17 protein-coding genes are annotated in these 20420 nt (G+C 40.1%); 4 read left to right on the forward strand and 13 right to left on the reverse strand.

All coding sequences use genetic code 11. The annotated features are described in order from the left end of the window. Positions 1-54: 54 nt before the first annotated feature. A complete protein-coding gene (locus tag J2S07_RS12720; RefSeq protein WP_307150787.1) occupies positions 55-426 on the forward strand; it encodes a universal stress protein in 372 nt (123 codons plus the stop codon). A 52-nt stretch (positions 427-478) separates the two neighbouring features. On the opposite strand, the gene J2S07_RS12725 is transcribed toward J2S07_RS12720, so the two are convergent. The 5 genes from J2S07_RS12725 to J2S07_RS12745 form a co-directional block, all read right to left on the reverse strand. After that, on the reverse strand, positions 479-655 hold the full coding sequence (locus J2S07_RS12725; protein ID WP_307150788.1) for an anti-repressor SinI family protein: 177 nt from the start codon (positions 653-655) through the stop codon (positions 479-481). A 315-nt stretch (positions 656-970) separates the two neighbouring features. Beyond that, positions 971-2791, reverse strand: coding sequence for a sensor histidine kinase (locus J2S07_RS12730; protein WP_307150789.1), 1821 nt, complete (start codon positions 2789-2791; stop codon positions 971-973). Between the two features lie 339 nt (positions 2792-3130). Continuing rightward, positions 3131-3826 (reverse strand): response regulator transcription factor, encoded by a 696-nt coding sequence (locus tag J2S07_RS12735; RefSeq protein WP_307150790.1) that lies wholly within the window; start codon positions 3824-3826, stop codon positions 3131-3133. Positions 3827-4227: 401 nt separating this feature from the next. Then, positions 4228-5910, reverse strand: coding sequence for a methyl-accepting chemotaxis protein (locus tag J2S07_RS12740; RefSeq protein WP_307150791.1), 1683 nt, complete (start codon positions 5908-5910; stop codon positions 4228-4230). Between the two features lie 244 nt (positions 5911-6154). Further along, positions 6155-6577: a universal stress protein gene (locus tag J2S07_RS12745; RefSeq protein ID WP_307150792.1), complete on the reverse strand. Its 423-nt coding sequence runs from the start codon at positions 6575-6577 to the stop codon at positions 6155-6157. 148 nt (positions 6578-6725) lie between these two features. Here J2S07_RS12745 and J2S07_RS12750 point away from each other — a divergent pair, with 148 nt between their 5' ends. Further along, the gene (locus tag J2S07_RS12750) at positions 6726-8462 is read left to right on the forward strand and encodes a HAMP domain-containing methyl-accepting chemotaxis protein (protein WP_307150793.1); all 1737 of its coding nucleotides are present in this window, start codon (positions 6726-6728) and stop codon (positions 8460-8462) included. A 44-nt stretch (positions 8463-8506) separates the two neighbouring features. Here J2S07_RS12750 and J2S07_RS12755 read toward each other — a convergent pair whose 3' ends face one another. From J2S07_RS12755 to J2S07_RS12770, 4 genes are all read right to left on the reverse strand, one after another. Then, positions 8507-9022: an EAL domain-containing protein gene (locus J2S07_RS12755; protein ID WP_307150848.1), complete on the reverse strand. Its 516-nt coding sequence runs from the start codon at positions 9020-9022 to the stop codon at positions 8507-8509. Next, entirely contained in the window at positions 8941-9987 is a 1047-nt protein-coding gene (locus J2S07_RS12760) for a hypothetical protein (protein ID WP_307150794.1), read from the reverse strand. The genes J2S07_RS12755 and J2S07_RS12760 overlap by 82 nt, the downstream gene beginning before the upstream one ends. 196 nt (positions 9988-10183) lie before the next feature. Then, positions 10184-10969 carry a Cof-type HAD-IIB family hydrolase gene (locus tag J2S07_RS12765; protein ID WP_307150795.1) on the reverse strand — a complete coding sequence of 262 codons (786 nt, stop codon included), beginning with the start codon at positions 10967-10969 and terminating at the stop codon, positions 10184-10186. A gap of 136 nt (positions 10970-11105) precedes the next feature. Beyond that, entirely contained in the window at positions 11106-12068 is a 963-nt protein-coding gene (locus J2S07_RS12770) for a cation diffusion facilitator family transporter (RefSeq protein ID WP_307150796.1), read from the reverse strand. A 181-nt stretch (positions 12069-12249) separates the two neighbouring features. Here J2S07_RS12770 and J2S07_RS12775 point away from each other — a divergent pair, with 181 nt between their 5' ends. Beyond that, positions 12250-13182 (forward strand): helix-turn-helix transcriptional regulator, encoded by a 933-nt coding sequence (locus tag J2S07_RS12775; protein ID WP_307150797.1) that lies wholly within the window; start codon positions 12250-12252, stop codon positions 13180-13182. Positions 13183-13284: 102 nt separating this feature from the next. Here J2S07_RS12775 and J2S07_RS12780 read toward each other — a convergent pair whose 3' ends face one another. Together J2S07_RS12780 and J2S07_RS12785 are read right to left on the reverse strand one after the other, a co-directional pair. Further along, positions 13285-13854, reverse strand: coding sequence for a Uma2 family endonuclease (locus J2S07_RS12780; RefSeq protein ID WP_307150798.1), 570 nt, complete (start codon positions 13852-13854; stop codon positions 13285-13287). A gap of 187 nt (positions 13855-14041) precedes the next feature. Beyond that, positions 14042-15514 (reverse strand): protein adenylyltransferase SelO, encoded by a 1473-nt coding sequence (locus J2S07_RS12785; RefSeq protein WP_370872824.1) that lies wholly within the window; start codon positions 15512-15514, stop codon positions 14042-14044. 175 nt (positions 15515-15689) lie between these two features. Here J2S07_RS12785 and J2S07_RS12790 point away from each other — a divergent pair, with 175 nt between their 5' ends. Continuing rightward, positions 15690-17822 carry an MMPL family transporter gene (locus J2S07_RS12790; RefSeq protein WP_307150800.1) on the forward strand — a complete coding sequence of 711 codons (2133 nt, stop codon included), beginning with the start codon at positions 15690-15692 and terminating at the stop codon, positions 17820-17822. A 58-nt stretch (positions 17823-17880) separates the two neighbouring features. Here the strand turns inward: J2S07_RS12790 and J2S07_RS12795 are convergent, their stop codons facing one another. Beyond that, entirely contained in the window at positions 17881-18711 is an 831-nt protein-coding gene (locus J2S07_RS12795) for an energy-coupling factor transporter transmembrane component T family protein (RefSeq protein WP_307150801.1), read from the reverse strand. Next, on the reverse strand, positions 18702-20414 hold the full coding sequence (locus tag J2S07_RS12800) for an ABC transporter ATP-binding protein (RefSeq protein ID WP_307150802.1): 1713 nt from the start codon (positions 20412-20414) through the stop codon (positions 18702-18704). Before J2S07_RS12800 ends, J2S07_RS12795 begins: the two co-directional genes overlap by 10 nt. Between the last annotated feature and the right edge of the window lie 6 nt (positions 20415-20420).

Raw genomic sequence — 20420 nt, forward strand, 5'->3', positions numbered from 1 at the left:
AATCATTCTAATCTAAAAATGAGGAAATGATAATCTCAGAAGGAAGGGACAGATATGAGTAAAAAGATCATTGTTCCAATTGACGGTTCAAAAACATCTCAAAATGCTTTAAGCTTTGCGATCTCCATGGCAAAGGCCTATGGGGATCAAATTAGGCTAATCAACATCCAGCCAAATCATCAAATTCTTGGAGAAAGTGTAATTGCTGAAGCAGCCAGATTGCTAGAAGAAGCAAGAGTGCTTTATTCTTCAAAAATTAGATTAGGAACTCCCTCTATTGAAATTATTACGGAAGCAAAGGATGCAGATATTCGCTGCATCGTAATGGGTACAAAGGGAGCGGGAAATTCTGATAGAAAGTTAGGAAGTGTCAGTCAAGCCACACTCACCATGGCACCTTGCCCCATTGTGTTTATTCCAAGTTAATCGGTATGATAATAAAGGAAGATTGTCGTTATGGCATTCACCATTTGTCAAATTAGACAGTTTTCCTTTTTGGAAAGGAAAGTAACTCTATTTGTTTTTGGCTATTCGGGCTATTATGAATAAAAAAATCACGAATCTCTTCCATTTGAATCCCCATCTTTTTTGCCTCAATGATTAATTGCAGCCAATCCTTATCCAATTCTTCATTTTTGCCTGTGATTCCATTCATCATAATCCCCCTAAAAGGTTTCTCCCAATATTCCAAAGATTCAGAGGCTTCAGCTCTTTTATTCTATACAGCCAGCCTAGTCAGCAACAACTAAGGACACAATTTGTTCAAATATTCCCAATACTAATACAATATATCACGAATTCAACGTTAATTATTGTTTAAATACTGAAAAGTGACCTTCGGATAAGTATATGTGACCTTGGGCAAATTCCGCAGCAAAAAAACTGACCTTCAAAAAGTGAAAGCCAGTAATAGAGCTAATTTTTTATCTGCAAGAGCAACAGCCGTCTTCTTCATTGCTCTCTCAATGCCTCATTCAAAATTGTTAGGAGGAATAAGCGGGATTTGGATTTCTATCGTAAAGCCTTTTCCTTTTTCCGATCTTACAAACATAGTTCCGCCTACTCGTTTGACCCTTTCCTGCATCGCCTCAAGACCAATTCCATGCTTAATTTCATCCGCTCCGTTCCCATCATCCTCTAGTCTAAAAATAATTTCTTCATCCGCATGAAAGAGTTCAAAAGTAAAATGCTTTGCTTGACCATGACGAACCCCATTCGTTAGTCCCTCCTGCAAGGCACGATAAATGACCAGTTTTTGATCCTTTGATAATTCTTCTTTTAGTCTTATATCCCTTTCTATGATTACTCCCATATTGGCCTCTGTATCCTTAATCAGGGATCTAATAGAAAGAAGATCCTTAACAACGGTTCTATCATCATTAATGAGTCGGAGTGATCTTCTGATATCATTCAATCCCTGTCGAACCTGTCCTTGGGAGATTTCAAGCTTCTCTATGGCAAGAGCAGAATCCTTTTTAATGAGCCTTTTTCCCGCTTCTATTTGAATAATGATTGAAGTAAGAATATGACCAACGGTATCATGAATTTCTCCAATGATTCGATTTCTCTCCTGAAGTACTTTCTTATCCGCCAATGCGACAGCTGTTTCTTTCATCGCCATCTCAATGGTTGCTGTTTGTGCTTGGACCCTATCCTCTAAATGCTCATTCAATTCCCTCAGCTTCTCGTTCAAGCGATCAGCTTCATTAAATGACCTTGCATACCCATTTGCAAGAACGATGAATTGAGAAAATATAAATACGAAAAAGCCGACAGGAACGAGATCCAAAGATTGGATAAAGCCGAAATACATCAAGATATCATGAACCCCTGTATATGAGAAAAACAGACCCGTTACAAAAATAATCGATGCCCCTTCGCGCTTTCTAATGATGGATAAAACAAACACATAAGAGAAGTAGACAATTAGGCAGCCTGCTACAACCCCTGATGGCTTCAACAAATACCCAAATACTGTCGGAGGAGTAAGAAGCACACAAAGAGAAAACGCTCCCGTTACCAATAGGGAAATTCGGTAAATGACAATATTTGATTCATGAGGGTAAAGATAGTAGGAAAAGACACTATAAAGAAAGAAACCAAAGTTGACAGTTAGGTATTCCATTTTTAAGCCGATTGTCCAATTAAAGTTCGGAAAATATTGATAAAGTAGTGACTCTCCAATCAGGACGATGCGCATAGCGATGACAAAGCTAAGGATTCCAAACACGAAGGATTTGAACTCCCGTTTTCTGTTAAAATAGAAAGCAAGATGATAGAGCATAATGAGGATGAAAACGCCAAATAAAAAGCTATCCTTTGCAATTCTTTTATCAATTAATTTACTTACTCGCACCGCATCGCCATAAAGAATTTCCTTGCTTACCCCGCTTTTCATATGATAAAAATTGGAGGTTTGAATAATAATCTCTACCTGCTCTGCTGTTGGAGTGAAATAGAAGATTTGTGGTAAATACTGTGGAGTCATAGACTCCTTATTTTTACCTACTTTCCCGGCACCTCCGAGCTTTTTTCCATCAATATATATTTCATAGGCAGTATTAAATACTGGAATGTACAAAGCTTTTTCCGTGTCAATTTCCTTCGAGCCAACCTTCAAGATTAGGTGCAGCGTTCCATATCCTTGGTTTGAAAAAACCTTTCCTTGTCCATCTTCATAGCTTGACCACATACCTGGTATCGGGACATTGGCGGTTGGGTTATGACCCATAATCTCATTTGATTCTAACAGCTTCTTATAATAAAATGCCCATTCACCGTTAAGAGGCACCACCTCTTTCGTGGAGACCTTACTTAGATCTAGCCATCCACTCCTTGCTTGCGGGTAAGAATCCTACTTCCATTGGGAGGAAGAATTAAATAAGACTAACCATGCCAAGGTAATTGTAATCAGAATGGCTAATATCACCGATAATTTTTTCATGATCTAGCACGCCCCGTTTCAGCATCTGGTCTTTCAAATATTTTATCATTTAAATTTTGCGATAAATAGATGATCTACAGTTTGTGACCATTGGCTAGCATAATGTTACCTAAGGCGATCCGAAACACCTCCATATAAAACAAAAAAACTGACCCTCACGGAAAGCCAGTTAAACAGAATCTTATTTTATTTTAAAAAATCATGCTCCTTTAATAACGAATAAATATAGGCCATAAGCTCAGAACGGCTATTAATCCCTATTTTTTTGTAAATGGCTCCTAAATAGTTTTTAATCGTGCCAACAGATAGATAAAATTCTTTGCTTATGTCCTCATTCGTCTTTCCCATCAGCACGAGGTCTAACAACTCCTTTTCCCGCTCGGAAAACGAGATCCCCTTTTGCTCTAATAATAGAAATATAGATTTTCCTTCTGACGTCGGAGTACCATCTGATGCAGTGCTCGAGTGATTCATCAAGAAATCTTTAATCCCTACAGGAAAAATGATATGTCCTGAGACAAAGCTTCTAATCGAACTGATAAGCTGGTCAGTATCCATATCCTTTAAAAGATAGCCGGATGCTCCTGCTTTAAGTGCATCTATTATGTATTCTTGTTCAGAAAAGGTCGTCAGCATGACGACCGGAAGTTCTGGCAAAAAACGCTTAATCTCTCGAACTGCTTCGATTCCATTCATTACTGGCATGCGAATATCGATCAACAGAATACTCGGATTGGTCAGACGGGCTAACTCTACAGCTTCCTTTCCATCATTCGCCTTACCGACGATTTCCATGTCTTCCTCAAGGCTCAAAATCGTGGCTAATCCATCACGAATAATTGGTTGGTCATCAGCAATTAAAATAGATATTTTCTCTTTCATAGCCCACCTCAAATAGAAAATACTTTTCACTCAATTCGCTGATGCAATCCTTCCAAAGCCCTCCAGTACGAGACAGAAATTGATGGAAATATTTGTTTTATTATAGCATAATTAGGAACATTCTACTAATTGTTTATGGCTGTTTTCGCACGGATTGTGGTTCTGGAATGTCCTTAATACCGGCCATTCCGTTTCATACTAGGCGTGCGATACGCATAGTTTGAGTAGCACTTTTCTCCGTTGTTTCAACAGATAGACAGCATAAACAACTTTATTGTCTAATAATTTTTTGTTCAAAGCAACAATGTTTGAGAAAAGAGCCTTGCTTATATTCTTCCTAGAATCATGCCCTGTCAAAAATAAGAGAGCAGTCTCTTTTTTGACTACTCCCTTCATCGTAATTAAATAGTAAATTTTGTTATATGGCTTTCCAATTCCTCCGCTATATTTTCTAGGTCGTTCGCCTTCTTAGAAATTTCCTGTGCGACGGCCGTTTGCTCCTCAACGGTTGATAGAACCTCCTCCGAGGAAGCTGAAGATTCCTCAACCGAGGCGGTAATTTCCGTAATCATCGCTTCTACACTGCCCGCATATTCCAAATTCTCCTTGAATAGCTCCTTCACTTCTTGAATGTTCTCCTCTGTTTCTTTCACACTAGCTGATATCTTTTCTAGAGATTCATTGTTTCCTTCAATCACTTCAACCTCATTTTTGAAGAGCTCAAGATTCTGCTCCATTACGGCAATTGTCTCTTGTGTATCCTCCTGAATCTGTTTGATATCCTGTGTGATTTTGGCAGTGGCTTCCTTCGTTTCCTCGGCAAGCTTTCGAACCTCTTCAGCAACAACGGCAAAGCCTTTTCCTTGCTCCCCTGCTCTTGCAGCTTCAATCGAGGCATTGAGAGCTAATAGATTAGTTTGTTCTGAGATATTATTGATTAATCCAATAACGACCCCAATCTCATTGGACCGTTCACCCAAATCTAGTACCTTTTTCGTCGCATTCTCTAAATCAACCAATAATCTCAGGAGGGCTTCAACACCAGCTTGTGTTTTTAGTTTGCCCTCATTGGCTAAATTTGTAGAAACAGATGAAATATGAAGGGTCTTTTCCAGATAGGCATTTCCCTTTTCTAAATTTGCTGTTGTATTCTTCATCGTATCCAAAATATTATGGACCTGTTGTGATTCGTTATCTAATCCACCAGCCACCTGCTCCATCGATTCGACGATCTGTCTGGAGGACGCCTCCGATTCCTCTGCGGATGCTGATAAATGGTGACTGCTATCATTAATCGTCTGAACGGAATCCTTAATATTCGCTATTATATGAAGCAAATCATGACGCATTGTCTCCAAGGATTGTCCTAATTCCCCGACCTCATCCTTTGTCTTGATCCTAATTTCATTAGTCAGATTGCCTGATGCAATCTCTTGAGAGGAAGCCTTTAATAGGTTTAGGTTTCGGATAATTGGTCTGGATATAAGATTTCCCAATATAGCCGATACAATGATTACGATTCCTAATAGAGACCATGCAAAAAGCTTGCTTTGTTGCACCTCTCGATTTAATGAATCCATATCCTCGTGGATGGCAATCAGAGACTTATCACGAAATTCATTGATTTTTTCATTGATTTCCGTGGCATATACATCGAAGTCTCCCATAATTTGATTACCTAGCTCTGGTCCTCCATCAATGTATGACTGAGCCATCTTTTTTCCCATATCATAATAGTCATCAAAAGAATCTTGAAATGAGGAAAGTAAAGAAGCATCGACACCTAGTTTCTCCAGCCGTTGAACATTTTCATTGAAATCCTTTGCGTAGATTTCTGCTTCATCAAAACCGTCATTTAAGCCATCCTGTCCCCTTGTCGCACTGATGTCCGTTAGCCATTGCTGCACCTGGATAACATCTAATTTCAATTCATCCATCGTTAATGCGACTTCTAATGAATGCTCTTTAATATCCTGAATCATTTGATTATGCGCTTCCATTTTTGTTATTAAGAATAGCTCAGTACCAGAAAACAATAAAATTAAAAGCGCATTACTGATAAAAAGCTTAAGACGAATGGACAAGCAAATCCCCCCTATTATGTTTGTCTGCACACTTCGAACTATGACATTTATCACATTTAACCATAATAATACATTATTTTACTTAGGTTTTGTTGAAGCTTTTTTATCTTTTTGGTGAATTCCGAAAAGATTAAAGGATTGTTCTAAGGGGGATTCTTGATGAAATATGCCCATTCTATTTGATCAACACCATATTAACGAAAAAAAAAATCCCCCTTTTACGAGTAGTTGGGGGATTTTTTGTCTATTTTATTAACAATAATGGAATAGGAGAATGCTGCGAGATGTAGTGGCTAATGCTTCCCAAGAACTCCTTGATTCCACTTAGCCCACGGCTTCCCATAATAATTACATCACAGTTTAGCTCCTCAGCTTTTTCTAGAATGACCTTTATCGGAGCTCCTTCCACAATCATTGCTTCCGATTGTTCCGAAATGACTTCTAGTTTTTTCTTCGCCGGCTCGATCGTGGCATGGGCGTCCTCCATAATCATATTCTTCACTGGATTAAAAATAGCATCTGGAACCCGCTTAATGGGAAGCTGGTAGGCATGAAGAGCTGTTACCTTCACCGTACGATCCAATTTTGCAAACTCTATCGCTTTTTCTAATGATTTCATAGCTAATTCTGAACCATCAAATGGAACTAAAATATTTGAGAATATCATTTTTGGTCTCTCCTTTATTGATAATAGGATACTAGCTATATTATACTTTTATAATATTAATTATGGAATATTTAAATAGTTTTTATTATTTACAAGATGGTATAATGGGAAATATATACTAGGAACCACTAGGGGGAAAGAGATAGAGATGAAACGAATAAGGTTTACGGTAACAAAAAAATTATACATAGGCTTTATATCCGTCTTATTCATTATGGGGCTTTTAGGATTGGGCTCCATTTATAGTATGTATAGTATTAAGGATAAGTCCTCGGAAATAACAGAAAAGTGGCTTCCGAGTGTTGAGTTGATTAATAATATCAACTATTTAACGGAAAATCTTGCTTCCCATGAATACAAATATATAATTGAGCCTGACGAGAAAAAGCTTAAAATCATTGAGGAAGAAATGAATCAAACCTTTTCCGAAATCGACAAAGCCTTTGTAAAGTTCGAAGCCATGATCACGTTAGAAGAGGAAAAAGAAAATTTTAAAGTATTGAAAGGAAAATGGGAAAATTACGCCAAAATACATCAAAAATTTATTGAACTTGGGTCTAGCATGGATATTGTCAAAGGGACAGGGAATATTAACGGGATTCGGTTGCTTTCATTAATTAGCGAAGCAGATAATGCCTACTCCAGTATGCAAATTAACCTTGATAAGTTAGTCGAACTGAATCGAGAAAATGCACAAATAGCTAGCAACCAAGCGGATAAAGAATCTACCCAAAGCTTCTGGATGATTATTGGCTTCCTAATTGGAGGGATTGTCCTTGGTTTATCGATTGCCTATATCGTAGCAAAGATGATCACGAAGCCATTGAAATTTGTTAATGATAACGTAAAAGAAGTGGCGAATGGGAATTTAACAATGGATCCGATCCAGGTAAAAAATAAAGATGAAATTAGCGATTTAGCTGAATCCTTTAATGAAATGGGAACGAGTCTTGCCAACTTGATCCGCAAGGTTAGGGTGACCTCCGAAACGGTAGCAGCATCAGCTGAACAGCTGCTAGCAAGCTCAGAGCAAACCTCGAAGGCGACAGAACAAATCACGATTGCCATTCAGGATGTTGCTTCTGGTTCTGAACAACAAGTAGGAAGTGCTATGGCAGGAAACCAATCGATGCAAGAAATTTCGAAAGGAATGGAGCAGGTTGCAGCTTCCATCCAAATCGTGTCAGATTTGAGCATGACCTCTAACGAAAAAGCAGAGGCTGGAAACATTGTCGTATCCGAAACCATTTCTCAAATGGAAGTCGTTGCACAGCATGTTGCAAAAATCGCTGGCATCATTCATGTGCTCGGCAATCGTTCAAAAGAAATTGGCCATATTGTTGACTTGATCTCCCAAGTTTCAGACCAAACGAACCTTCTCGCATTAAATGCTGCCATTGAAGCTGCCCGGGCAGGTGAGCATGGAAAAGGCTTTGCTGTTGTGGCGGATGAAGTGAGAAAGCTAGCAGAGGAATCAAATAAAGCGACAGATAATATTCGGGTTCTTATTGAACAAATTCAAAAAGAAATCGATGATGTGACCATGTCCATGGAGGAAGGAACACAATCTGTTCAATCAGGAATTGAAAAAGTCAATGAAACAGGAAAATCATTTCAGGAAATCACAGAGTTTATCTCCAACATAACTGTACAAGCACAAGAAGTATCTGCTGTAGTCGAAGAAGTAAATGCTAGTACAGATAATATGGTCCAAAAAATGTCTGAAATCGCAACCATTTCACAGCAATCTGCTGGAAACACGCAACAGGTTGCCGCATCGGCAGAGGAGCAGAATGCCTCAATGGAAGAAATCTCCGCATCCGCTCATTCTTTAAGTGTCCTAGCACAAGAATTACAAGAGAATGTGGCTAGATTTAAAGTCTAACAAAAATCCCTCACCACAATTTTGTGATGAGGGATTTTTTCTATTCAAATACTATTTCTTTCTGCCTGCAGTAATTTGATGATATCCTCCTTTGCCAAAGGAGGACTGAAAAGGAAGCCTTGAATTTCATAGCAGCCCATTTGTAGCAAAACTTCATTTTCTAGCTTTGTTTCTACACCTTCTGCAACCACATTCAATTGCAATCCACGTGCTAACTCCAAAATCGATTTTACCAAAAGGGCCTGTTTATCATTTTGATGGATATCCCTGATAAACTGACGATCAATTTTGATCTCATCGATTGGCAAGTACAAGAGCTGATATAGCGATGAATATCCCTTGCCAAAATCATCGATAGAAATCTGGACTCCCATACCTTTTAGCCGATGAATCACTTCCGCCACATGTTCAGGATTTCGAATAAAGACACTTTCCGTAATCTCAAGCTTCAAATACTCCGGGGCCAAGCCTGATTCGTTCAATGCTTTCTTGACCATTGAAATAAGATAATCCTGTTGAAAATGTTTAGCTGAAATATTGACGGAGATCGGAATAAAGATCGATTCCTCTTCCTGCCATTGTTTATTTTGTTTGCAAGCGTGTATAAGTGACCAACAATAGGCTGGATATCTTTATTTTCCAGCGGAAGAAACTCATAAAAATGCTCTTTTATCTCCTTGGCCCGATATTTTTGAGCCAATACTGTTGAGCTAGTCCCTTCTTGGTCATTGGTTGCTGCCAAAACCCTTTTATTCTGTTCAATGATCATCACGTATTCCTGTGACTCGTTCTCGAAAAGAATTTTTCTTAATACGGATGGATCTACCAGTCCATTTTGCTTTAAAGCACGAATTTGTTTTTCGACTCGGGTGGCGGTCATTCTCGCCTCTTCAACTAGATCCGTTGAAATCGATTCGTAAATATTAATTGTATTCGTTGTGACACTAACGTAAAAAGGAAGCAGAGCAGATAATAAGGTAATATGCGCCAAAAATTGGTGGATAGAGACGTTATTCTTGCTCAGTCGATTTGATTTTAACAATTTATAAAATGGAAAATAGGCAAGGAGCATATCGGCTATGAGAACATTCACTAGTGCATTAATAATATCTTTACAGACTTTAAAGGGGAGGGCATAGCCTGATAGAAATTCCCGGTTCATAAAAAACAGGAGGGCTCCACCTATTAACACCCAAAAAAGCACATCCACATAGAACATTTTTGCTTTTCTTCCCTTTAGAAAGAACAAACCTACGAACACGATTTCTAATAAAAAAATAGTTTGGTAAGCAATATGGCTCATTTCCTTTGGAATGAAAAGAAAGGTTAATAATCCCGTAATTATGCTTGTCGCAAGCCCATAAATCCTCAGGATCAAAAATAGGAAAATACTGGCGAAGGTAATCGTAATCCCATAGATAAACGTCAACTTATAGGTCGAAGTAAGGAACACAAGCCCCATCAGGCAAAGGAGGAGGGGAATATCTCTATTAAACTGGGATAGTACGCTTCTATATTTGGTCATATAATTCTCCCATTACTTCTGGTTAAAATAGGTATTTTTTAAGTAATGATTTCCCAAAAATACCATTTGATTTGCATAGTTAAATAATATCACAATAGTGTTTACTTGAACATTTTTAAAGATTTAATTTAAGCCAATTTTCCTATAAAAAAAGCCAGTCCCTCCAGCTGAGGACTGACTCATAATCTCAACATAATTATTTAGGCAGCAAGCCAACCATTTGCAGCCCATGAAGAATGCCATCCTCTTCAACAGACTTTGTTACATATTTGGCGACCTGTTTGATTTCTTCCTCCCCATTTCCCATCGCAACACTATTTTCAATGGTTGAAAGCATCTGCTTATCATTCAAGCCATCACCGAAAGCATACTGTCTTTCTTTTGGAAAGCCTAATTTTTCAACAACCTTGGCAATGCCATTTGCCTTCGAGCCACCCTTTGGGAGTACATCCAAGGAAACTGGATGCCAGCGAACGAAGTCAAAGTCTGGAAAAGCCTCTTCATATTGCTTTTCCTCACCCTCCGGACAGAAAAGTAGCGTTTGATAAAGCTCACGCCCCTCATAATAGAGCGGATCATGAGTCGGAAATTGGTTGATTTTGAGTGAACCGATGCTTTCATTTATATAGTCATGCTCTGGTACATTCGCCTTCATATCTTCATGGTCCATATACACCACTGGATGGTTATTCAATAGAGCCGCTTCTGTTAATTGAACGAGTGGGGACATCTTTAATGGATTTGTGTAAATGACTTCCCCATTCAAAACAACATACTGACCGTTATAGCTCACAAAGGTGTCGATTTCGAGCTCCCGTCGCAGGTCCTTAAACATAAAAGGGGCCCTTCCTGTAGCGATCGCCACGGTATGACCGAGACATTTAAGGGTAAAGATGGCCTCCTTTGTAGAGGCAGGCAATACTTTCTCATCTGTAAGCAAAGTCCCATCAATATCGAAAAAAATAACGCTTGGTTGTGCCATACTTATTCCAACTTTCTATATGATATCTATATCCATATTGTTCGTTTGCAATCAGAATATGTATACCTGATCTATGTACGAAAAACTTAGAAACTGCTTACCTTGGCTATTTTCCATATCTTTTTTCCATTCTATGTCACTTATTGTTGCCCCAATTCATTACCCCGTCGTCCACAACAAATTCAATGATGACATCAGTTACTCCTTTAAATGCATCATAAATCTTCGCTTCGATCTCATCCTTAATTCTTGTGGCCTCCCTAACAGTCAGCACCGGGTTGATTTCAAGCTTCATCTCAATGTGGAAATCTTCGCCCTCTTTGACAGCGTACATGGTTTGAATGTCCTTTATTTCCGGGTAGGTTATAATGAAATTCCCAATTTCCTCCTCTAATGCATCGTCTGCTTCACCAAGAACACCCTTCGCATTATCGAGGAAAACCTTTCCTACCACATAGAACATCATCAATCCTATCATGACAGAGGCTATGCCTTCTGCCGCATGAAATCCAAGAAAATAAGAAATTAAAATTCCGATAATGGCAATAACTCCACCTAAGGTCGCAACAAAATCCTCCATAAAAACAAGCTTTGTAGCAGGCTTTGCACTGCTAAGCTTAGCGAAGCTCTTTATTAAGATCGCAAAACCTTTTGCTTCTGTATGGGTATCGTGGAGAATTTCCTTCATCGCTTTAAAAAGGACATAGGATTCCAATGCTGCACCAACACCTAAGACGGACAGATTGATCACAATTCCGCTAGATTCAATCGGATGAATGATGTGCTCAATTCCCTCTTTAATGGTTTCATAGCTCATAATCCCTACTATAAGAACTGCCCCCAAAAGGACTAGGTTTACGAGCCGTCCAAATCCATTCGGATAGCGATCCGTTGGCATTTTTTTACTTAATGCACTACCGATATACACGAAAAATTGATTCGCTGCATCCCCTAAGGAGTGCATCGTCTCGGCAAACATCGCCACATTCCCAGTCATAAAATAAGCAATTCCCTTTACAATTGCGATAATCGTATTGACGATAGCAGCTATCAAAGAGGATTTATTTCCCTTTTTTAATAAGCTTTCCTTTTGTGCCATACAAGCCTCCAGTATAATTTTTTTTTGAAATTTTATTCGTTTATGATCCTACCTCCTTATTGTTTGAAACCCCGTTAAAAATAGTTATATTTTATTATAATTAATTTTATCTTTAAAGGATTTTTTTCAAATTTCACTTAAAAAACAAATTCAAGCTATAATAGACATGGAGAGTGATCGTATGAATAATAACTCGTCATATACTATTGAAGAGGTTTCTCAATTATTGAAGATATCCAAATTGACTGTTTATGATCTAATCAAAAAAGGTGATCTTGTCGCTTTTAGAGTCGGTAGGCAAATGAGAGTTGAGCACGAGGATCTTGAAAGATATAAATCAAAAGGGAAAACGGCTGTTTCCGATCAGACTTACCCATCTGTAGAAGCAAAACAAGGCATTGATAAAAATAATAAAAAGCAAATTATCATTAGTGGACAAGACATCGTACTAGATATTTTAAGCAAGTATATTGAAAAAAACACTGATTTAACGCCATTAAGATTATATGAGGGTAGCTTAAATAGCTTGATTTCCATGTATAACGGAGACTGCGATGTGGTCAGTGTACACTTATTCGATGGCGATACGGGCGAGTACAATCTTCCTTATGTCAAACGGATATTAGTCAACCATTCCTATATGCTGATCAATCTCGTTTGTCGGAATGCTGGGATTTACGTCCAACAGGGCAATCCAAAGAACATAAGAAAATGGGAGGATTTAGCGGGGGCACAAGTCACAATTGTCAATCGTGAAAAAGGCTCTGGGGCCAGAGCCTTACTCGATGAGCAGCTCCGCATACATGGGATTTCAAGGGATTCCATCAAGGGCTATGAGAAGGAACTGACGAGCCACTTTTCTATCGCTTCAGCTGTAGCAAGTGGTCAAGCCGATGTGGGAGTTGGAATTGAGAATGTCGCGAAAATGGTCAATGTCGACTTCATCCCATTAATTAAAGAACAATACGATCTCGTTGTATTAAAAACAAAGGAAAATTTACAGTTGCTTCAAACCATCAAAGAATCCGTCTCTTCCTTCGATTACCGTAAGCAGCTAGAACAATTGCACGGATATGATCTCAGCCTATCAGGGAAAATCATCTACGAGACCTAAGGTACTGGACTTTATCCCAAGACATATGCAGGAAATTCTTTTTTGTGAGAAATTCCTGCTATATGGGTCCCCAATATTTTAGGTCCGTTCATGTTGTGTAAATTAATCCTTAAAGATATTCCCCAAGTTGATGCTAAATCCTTCTAAAACTCCTACGTTCACGTTGTCTTCTTTAAGATATATCCCTGTACGATCAAAACTATTTTTATTCAATTCATATACCTCAACGGACATATGATACGGATCAACAATCCAATATTCTCTTACCCCGGCTTTTTCATAATTCTTGTACTTTATTAAGCGGTCGTTTTTTGTGGTAGAAGGGGACAACACTTCGATGACAAGATCGGGTGCTCCAATAATATTCTTTTCCCCTATTTTACTACGGTCACAGACAACGATTAAATCGGGCTGAACCCAATCTTTAATTTCTTCGTACTTCATTTCATGCTCCGCAAATAAACAAACATCAATCGGAGAAGAAAATGCCATACACTCTTTGCCTCTAAGAAACATCTTAAATTCAGCAGTTAGTTCATCTACGACATCCTGATGTTTTGGGGTTGGTGACGGGGACATTGAAATGATTTCACCATCCAGCACTTCACAAAGAAAATCTTCATCCCAAGACATGTATTCGGCGTAGGAGTACTTTCTTTTTTCTTCAGGCATGCCCTCAAAAATCACCCTTTTTATTTCCATTATATCACTGGCTTTAATGGATTTGTGGTCCCCCGGCTTGTTAATGGGGACATGTTTCCCATGATTTCAATGATTCATGTCCTCATTAGGCTCATTTGCGGATAACCTTTCTCTCTGGTGCTCCGATTCATGTCCTCGTTGAGCCTGTGCAAAGACTTCAAGTTCCACAAAAAGTTCGATAGGGTACTCCCGATGGTGTCGGTAATGTACAGTAAGATTCTTGCTCAGATGTATAAGCATAGGGTTTCGCAAGCACATCAAGCAGCTTCCTCATCACGCTTAGATCACCATGCTCCACTGCCGCTTCAAGCGCTTCTTCCACACGATGATTGCGAGGAATAACAGCGGGATTATGACGTCGCATCTGTTCACTCACTTCATCCTGTGATTCCGTCTGTCTTCCAAGCCTTTCTTGCCATCGTTCAAACCACTTTACAAATTCCTCGTGACCAGAAAACGAGATTTCATCAACCCTACCTTCAGTTAAGGCTTTGAAGGTGTTCGTATAATCAGCTTCGTGCTTCTGCATAAGCCCGAGCCATTCATCGACGAGGGCAGCATCCTCTTTTTCCTCATTAAAAATCCCTAGTTTTGCCCTCATTCCATCAAGCCAGATTTCCTCGTACTGCTTAGAAAAGCCCGAGATTTCATCCTGTGCCATTTTTACAGCCTCATCCTGATCTTCATGCAGCAATGGTAAAAGTGTTTCCGCAAAACGAGCAAGATTCCAAGCTGCAATATATGGCTGATTCCCGTATGCATAGCGTCCGCCAGTGTCAATGGAGCTGAAGACCGTGTTAGGATCGTATGTGTCCATAAAGGCACACGGACCATAATCAATCGTTTCTCCACTAATCGTCATGTTATCGGTATTCATCACCCCATGGATAAAACCAACATGCATCCATTTGGCAATGAGGTTTGCCTGGCGCTTTATCACTTCCTGCAACAAGGACAAGTAAGGAGTTTGGCTCCCGCTAATCTCGGGATAATGTCGTGCGATTGTGTAATCAGCCAAGGCCTTCAATCCCTCTTTGTTCCCTCGCCCTGCTGCATATTGGAAGGTACCGACTCGTATATGACTCGCGGCCACACGTGTTAAAATCGCACCGGGGAGTGCGGTTTCCCTCATAATCTGTTCACCCGTTGTCACAACCGCTAAACTCCGAGAAGTTGGAATGCCTAGTGCATGCATCGCTTCACTAATGATATATTCACGGAGCATCGGCCCAAGGGCTGCACGACCATCTCCACCCCGAGAATAGGGAGTCCGTCCCGAGCCTTTCAGCTGAATATCAAATTTTTCCCCATTAGGTGTGATTTGCTCCCCTAAGAGCACCGCCCTTCCATCTCCAAGCATCGTAAAATGGCCAAACTGGTGTCCAGCGTAGGCTTGGGCAAGTGGCTCCGCTCCCTCTGGGATACGATTTCCAGCGAACACCTCCACTCCCTTTTCCTCTGCAAGAGCTTGTACTTGAAGTCCAAGCGATTCCGCAAGCTTTTCATTTAATATAATCAGCTTAGGAGAATCAACAGGTGTCGGGTTCGTTTTGGTAAAAAAGTCTTTTGGTAGTCGAGAATAGCTCTGTTCAAAATTCCATCCAGCTTCTATATGCTCGTTATTCAAAATAACAGCGCCACCTTTTCTTTCAACGGTTTTTCTACTATATTATAGTTATTTATATTCTATACTCTTTCCATCCAATCATGTCAATTCTTGAGAAAGTCTTTTAAATACAGCTACAGACAAGCCTTAAACTATTAGCTAAACTGAAAGTAAAAAAAATGAGTAGGGAGAAAAAGAAATGTTCACTTTAGCACGTCTTGTCACAAAAAGTTATAAAGTCATTATCACTCTTTGGGCCATACTTATTGTCGTGATGGCCTTTTTTGCTATTCAATTGCCGAGTAAGCTTCACGGCGATGGGTTTTGGATGGAGGGCGAGCATGCAGAAGTGATGGATATTGCTTCTGAAGCCTTTGATATGCCCGCCGAGACCATGTTCCTTGTGTTTGATAAGATGAGTGATAAACAAATAGCCAAGACGATGGAAAAAGTCGCCGATCTCGATGTGGTCTCGTCCATTGTGTCACCCCTCGAGGATAACTCCCTCTATTCAAAGGATCTTTCCTATGCTTTGCTTCAATTTGAAGATAAAGAAGACGACATGCCCGAAATCGTTACGAGTATCCGGGAAGCAATTGATAAGGACAAAGGAGTCGTTCTAACGGGAGCTCCCGCCATTTCAAAGGACATTAACACAGCGAGTCAACGAGATTTGATGACGGCAGAAGCCATTGGTTTGCCAATAGCGATTATTGTTCTCTTATTCGCGTTTGGCTCCGTTGTTGCTTCTTTCATTCCACTGATCATCGGCATTAGTACGATTCTAGTTTCATTTGGACTGCTCACCATGTTAGGGAACCGAATTGATTTATCGATTTTCGTTCTTAACATCATCCCGATGCTCGGTCTTGCGTTGAGCATTGATTTTGCCCTGCTTTTTATTAGTAGGTACCGTGAAGAAAGGAAAAAATCTGGCTTGCTCGAGGCTGTTTCTACAACGATTCGCACCGCTGGGCGCTCTGTTCTTTTTTCAGCATTTTGTGTGCTTATCGGCCTTGGGGCGATGATGCTTGTCGAAGTGGACATCTTCCAAAATATTGCCGTAGGTGGCATGATCGTCGTTGCCCTGGCGGTGCTAAGCTCAATTACCCTTTTACCTTCCATTTTAATAATGTTGGGAGAGAGAATTAATAAATGGCAATTGCTAAAGGTGAAGGAAAATGGGGATGATGGCTGGAGAAAATTTGCCAACAAAGTCATTAAGCGTCCGATGCTCCTCATGATTTTTTCCATTCTAATCCTTGGCATCGCAGTGATTCCGATAAAAAATATGAAATTAACGATTCCTAGCATTGAGTCCTTGCCAAAATCATATGACTCTCGGTCCGCATATGAGGCGATGCAAGAGGCCTTTGGACTTGAAGATACATCAATGGTTTATGCGATTGCAACAAGGGAAAATGGATGGGAGAATGAAGAAGGTCTTTCCGAGATAAAAGAATTGGAAGATAAACTTCTGGCTGATCCTTTGGTCGATGAGGTGACAACACTCTTCTCTTTAAGTGGAGTCAAGTCCGCAAGGGAATGGGAAATGTCCATGCAGGTTCCTGAAATGGAAGCGAAGCTCAGACCTTTGCAAGAGCAATTTATCAAGGAGCACCAGCTCTTTATCCCGATTACGATTGCTGCTGAGCCTGATTCCAAAGAAGCTCAAGATTGGGTTCGAACCGTTGCGGAGCGATATTCTGGGTACGAACTAAAGGTCGGTGGGATGCCTAAATTTAACCAGGAAATTTTTGATGAGATTGAAAATAAGATTGGAGCAGTTCTTTCCGTCATCATTGTTTCAACCTTTTTTATCCTGTTAATAGCATTTCGCTCCCTTCTCATTCCAATTAAAGCAATTCTCATGAATATTTTTGGCTTGTCCGCCACTTTTGGTATCCTTGTCTATGTCTTTCAGTATGGTCATTTCGGACTTCCAGCTGGAACAATTGCCCTTATCATTCCTGTCTTGGTATTTAGCTTAGTTTTCGGATTAAGCATGGACTATGAGGTATTTCTAATTTCGAGGATGCAGGAGGAATATGCCCATTCACTAGATAATGACCGGGCAACAGTTGAAGGACTGGCAACAACGAGTAAGATCATTACTTCAGCGGCGCTTATTATGATCGTCTTAACTGGAGCATTCGCCTTCACCGATGTGATGCCAGTAAAGCAAATTGGGGTAGGAATTGCGATTGCCGTTGCCATTGATGCAACCATTATTCGGCTCTTGCTCGTTCCGAGCTTGATGAAGCTATTTGGCAACTGGAACTGGTGGCTTCCATTTCGGAAAGGACGGTATAGAGCGGGGGGCTGGCATTAGTAGAGGGATAACTGAGGGTCTATGATAGCCAATCAATGAGATTGGCTATCTTAAACCCCTACACAAAAGGATTATAAAATCGATCTCCATCATAATAGGTAACAACCATTGAAATGACAAAAAGAAGGGCAAAAGCAATCAAGGTAAGATAGTCTCTTTTCTGAAAGGGACGGGCACTGTACCAGGTTCGCTTCTTATTTTTTCCGAAGCCACGCAATTCCATCGCATTGCTGATCGTATCAATTTTCTCAAGGCTTGATAAAATCAGCGGAATAATGATTGATGTAGCGTTCTTAATCCGCTTCGGCAATTTTTCCTTACTGGACATATCAATCCCTCTCGCCTGTTGTGACAAGGCAATATTGCGAAAGTCACGCTGAACATCGGGAATGTAGCGTAAAGCTAAAGCAACCGCATAAGAGATTCGGTAGCTCACGCCAATTCTATTCATCGATGCGGCAAATTCACTTGGATGAGTCGTCGCAATGAAAAGCAGGGCAACAGGAATCACGGTAAAATATTTCAGTGTAATATTGATTTGATAAAAAATCTGTTCGATCGTGACATTGTGTCTTCCAAAAATCTCGAATAGCACATGGCTTGTCCCATAGATTTTCACACCCTCTTGGGGAGAGAAGACATAAATAGCGATATTATTAAGCAATAAAAAAACCAAAATAAAAATAAGAATAAAGGAAATTTCCTTCAGTTTGATTTTAGAAATAAGAAAAATAACAATGCTAAAAATAAACAAAAAAGCAAGAATACGAGTATCATAGGTTAACATTGCTGCTGAGGACCAGATAATAAAACAAATCAGCTTCGTCACTCCGGTCAGCTCATGAATGGGAGATTTTCGGTCAATATACGAGAGCATCTCTACTGCCATATGTTTCGCACCTCCCGATCATAGGCAATAAATCGTTCCACAAACCTTCTTGGCTCTCCAATTTCTAGGCGTTTCGCCAACTCGAATAGGGAGGTTTCCTTTAGATTTGCCTGCTGGATAATCCTTGAGTCTGTTAAAATAGCTGCAGCCGAGTCATCTGCGATCTTCCTGCCACCCTTTATCACAATCGCACGAGGCGTATATTCAAGCATCAGGTGCATATCATGGGTGATCATCACAATGGTCTTGCCCTGACGATTGAGTTCCACTAAGAATTCCATAATTTCCGTATAGTGGCGTAGATCCTGACCAGCAGTAGGTTCATCAAGAATAATTACTTCAGGCTCCAACACTAAAATAGAGGCAATCGTAACGCGCTTTTTCTGACCGAAGCTTAGAGCTGAAATCGGCCAATTCCGAAACGGATACAAACCACAAATTTTCAGCGTTGTTTCAACTCGCTCCTTCACTTCTTCCTCGGGAACTCCACGTATCACAAGACCTAAAGCAACCTCATCAAAGATCATATTTTTAGAAATCATATGATTAGGATTTTGCATCACCATGCCAATTCTGAGAGATCGTTCCTTAATTGTATCGTGAGTAATATCGTGACCGTCAAAAAGGATTTGACCACTGCTCAGTTTTTCAAACCCACAAATAATCTTAGAAAGTGTCGACTTCCCGGCACCATTCTTGCCAACAATACTAACCATCTCACCCTTCTCAATGGAAAAAGAAACATCATGGATCGTCTCGCGGCCTGGTTCATAGCTAAAAGAAATATCCTTGAGCTCCAAAATTGGTTCTCTCTTTTCGCTTGAGGGAACGATGTCCACTGCTTCAACCCATGTCAAAAGCTGGTCTCTACATCCGTCCAAAGCAAAAGTACTCGGATGAGCTGGCTTCATCTCCTCCATTATTTCGCAGCCTGCATATTTGGCTGCTTTCACGTAAAGAGGCTCACGAATATAGCTTTTTTCCAAATACTTGCTTGCAAGTAGCCGGTCTGGACTCATATCTGCAACAACACGTCCATCATCGATCACAATAATTCGATCCACTGGACAATGTAGAACATCCTCCAGGCGGTGTTCAATGATCACGACGGTTGTATTTGTTTCCTTTTGGATGCGATCAATCAATTCAATTGCATATTTTCCGGTTGCTGGGTCAAGATTGGCAAGGGGTTCATCAAACAGGAGAATCCCTACCTTATCTACAAGTACACCTGCAAGTGAGACTCTCTGTTTTTGCCCACCCGACAAATGATGGATAGAAGAGGTAAGATACCCATCCATCTCCACCATTTTGGCCACTTCATCAACAATGCCATGCATGGCCTGCTGCTCGGTACAATCATTTTCAAGGGCAAAGGCAATATCCTCTCCCACCGTTAACCCAATGAATTGTCCATCTGGATCCTGCAGGACGGTACCGACCATTTTCGACAAGGAAAAAATATCTAAGCTCTTTGCCTCTTTCCCCAATATCTTAAGGCTTCCAGTCACTTCTCCTTTAAAAGAAAAGGGAACAAGCCCGTTGATACAATGACCAATCGTGCTTTTCCCAGAACCAGAGGGCCCGACAATTAATACCTTCTCTCCTTCATAAATGGTGAAATTCAAATCTCGAAGGGTTGGCTCCACCTGACTATTATATTTAAAGCTGTAGTTGTGAAATTCAATGACTGGTTTCTTCATCTTACT

The organism is Anoxybacillus andreesenii, from assembly GCF_030813005.1.
In the GTDB taxonomy this organism is placed as follows: domain Bacteria; phylum Bacillota; class Bacilli; order Bacillales; family Cytobacillaceae; genus Robertmurraya; species Robertmurraya andreesenii.

Bases quoted from the DNA above. Each gene is read 5' to 3' on its own strand.
- J2S07_RS12720 (WP_307150787.1), top strand. From the start codon at position 55: ATGAGTAAAAAGATCATTGTTCCAATTGACGGTTCAAAAACATCTCAA.
- J2S07_RS12725 (WP_307150788.1), bottom strand. From the start codon at position 655: ATGAATGGAATCACAGGCAAAAATGAAGAATTGGATAAGGATTGGCTG.
- J2S07_RS12735 (WP_307150790.1), bottom strand. From the start codon at position 3,826: ATGAAAGAGAAAATATCTATTTTAATTGCTGATGACCAACCAATTATT.
- J2S07_RS12745 (WP_307150792.1), bottom strand. From the start codon at position 6,577: ATGATATTCTCAAATATTTTAGTTCCATTTGATGGTTCAGAATTAGCT.
- J2S07_RS12750 (WP_307150793.1), top strand. From the start codon at position 6,726: ATGAAACGAATAAGGTTTACGGTAACAAAAAAATTATACATAGGCTTT.
- J2S07_RS12760 (WP_307150794.1), bottom strand. From the start codon at position 9,987: ATGACCAAATATAGAAGCGTACTATCCCAGTTTAATAGAGATATTCCC.
- J2S07_RS12765 (WP_307150795.1), bottom strand. From the start codon at position 10,969: ATGGCACAACCAAGCGTTATTTTTTTCGATATTGATGGGACTTTGCTT.
- J2S07_RS12770 (WP_307150796.1), bottom strand. From the start codon at position 12,068: ATGGCACAAAAGGAAAGCTTATTAAAAAAGGGAAATAAATCCTCTTTG.
- J2S07_RS12775 (WP_307150797.1), top strand. From the start codon at position 12,250: ATGAATAATAACTCGTCATATACTATTGAAGAGGTTTCTCAATTATTG.
- J2S07_RS12780 (WP_307150798.1), bottom strand. From the start codon at position 13,854: ATGCCTGAAGAAAAAAGAAAGTACTCCTACGCCGAATACATGTCTTGG.
- J2S07_RS12790 (WP_307150800.1), top strand. From the start codon at position 15,690: ATGTTCACTTTAGCACGTCTTGTCACAAAAAGTTATAAAGTCATTATC.
- J2S07_RS12795 (WP_307150801.1), bottom strand. From the start codon at position 18,711: ATGGCAGTAGAGATGCTCTCGTATATTGACCGAAAATCTCCCATTCAT.
- J2S07_RS12800 (WP_307150802.1), bottom strand. From the start codon at position 20,414: ATGAAGAAACCAGTCATTGAATTTCACAACTACAGCTTTAAATATAAT.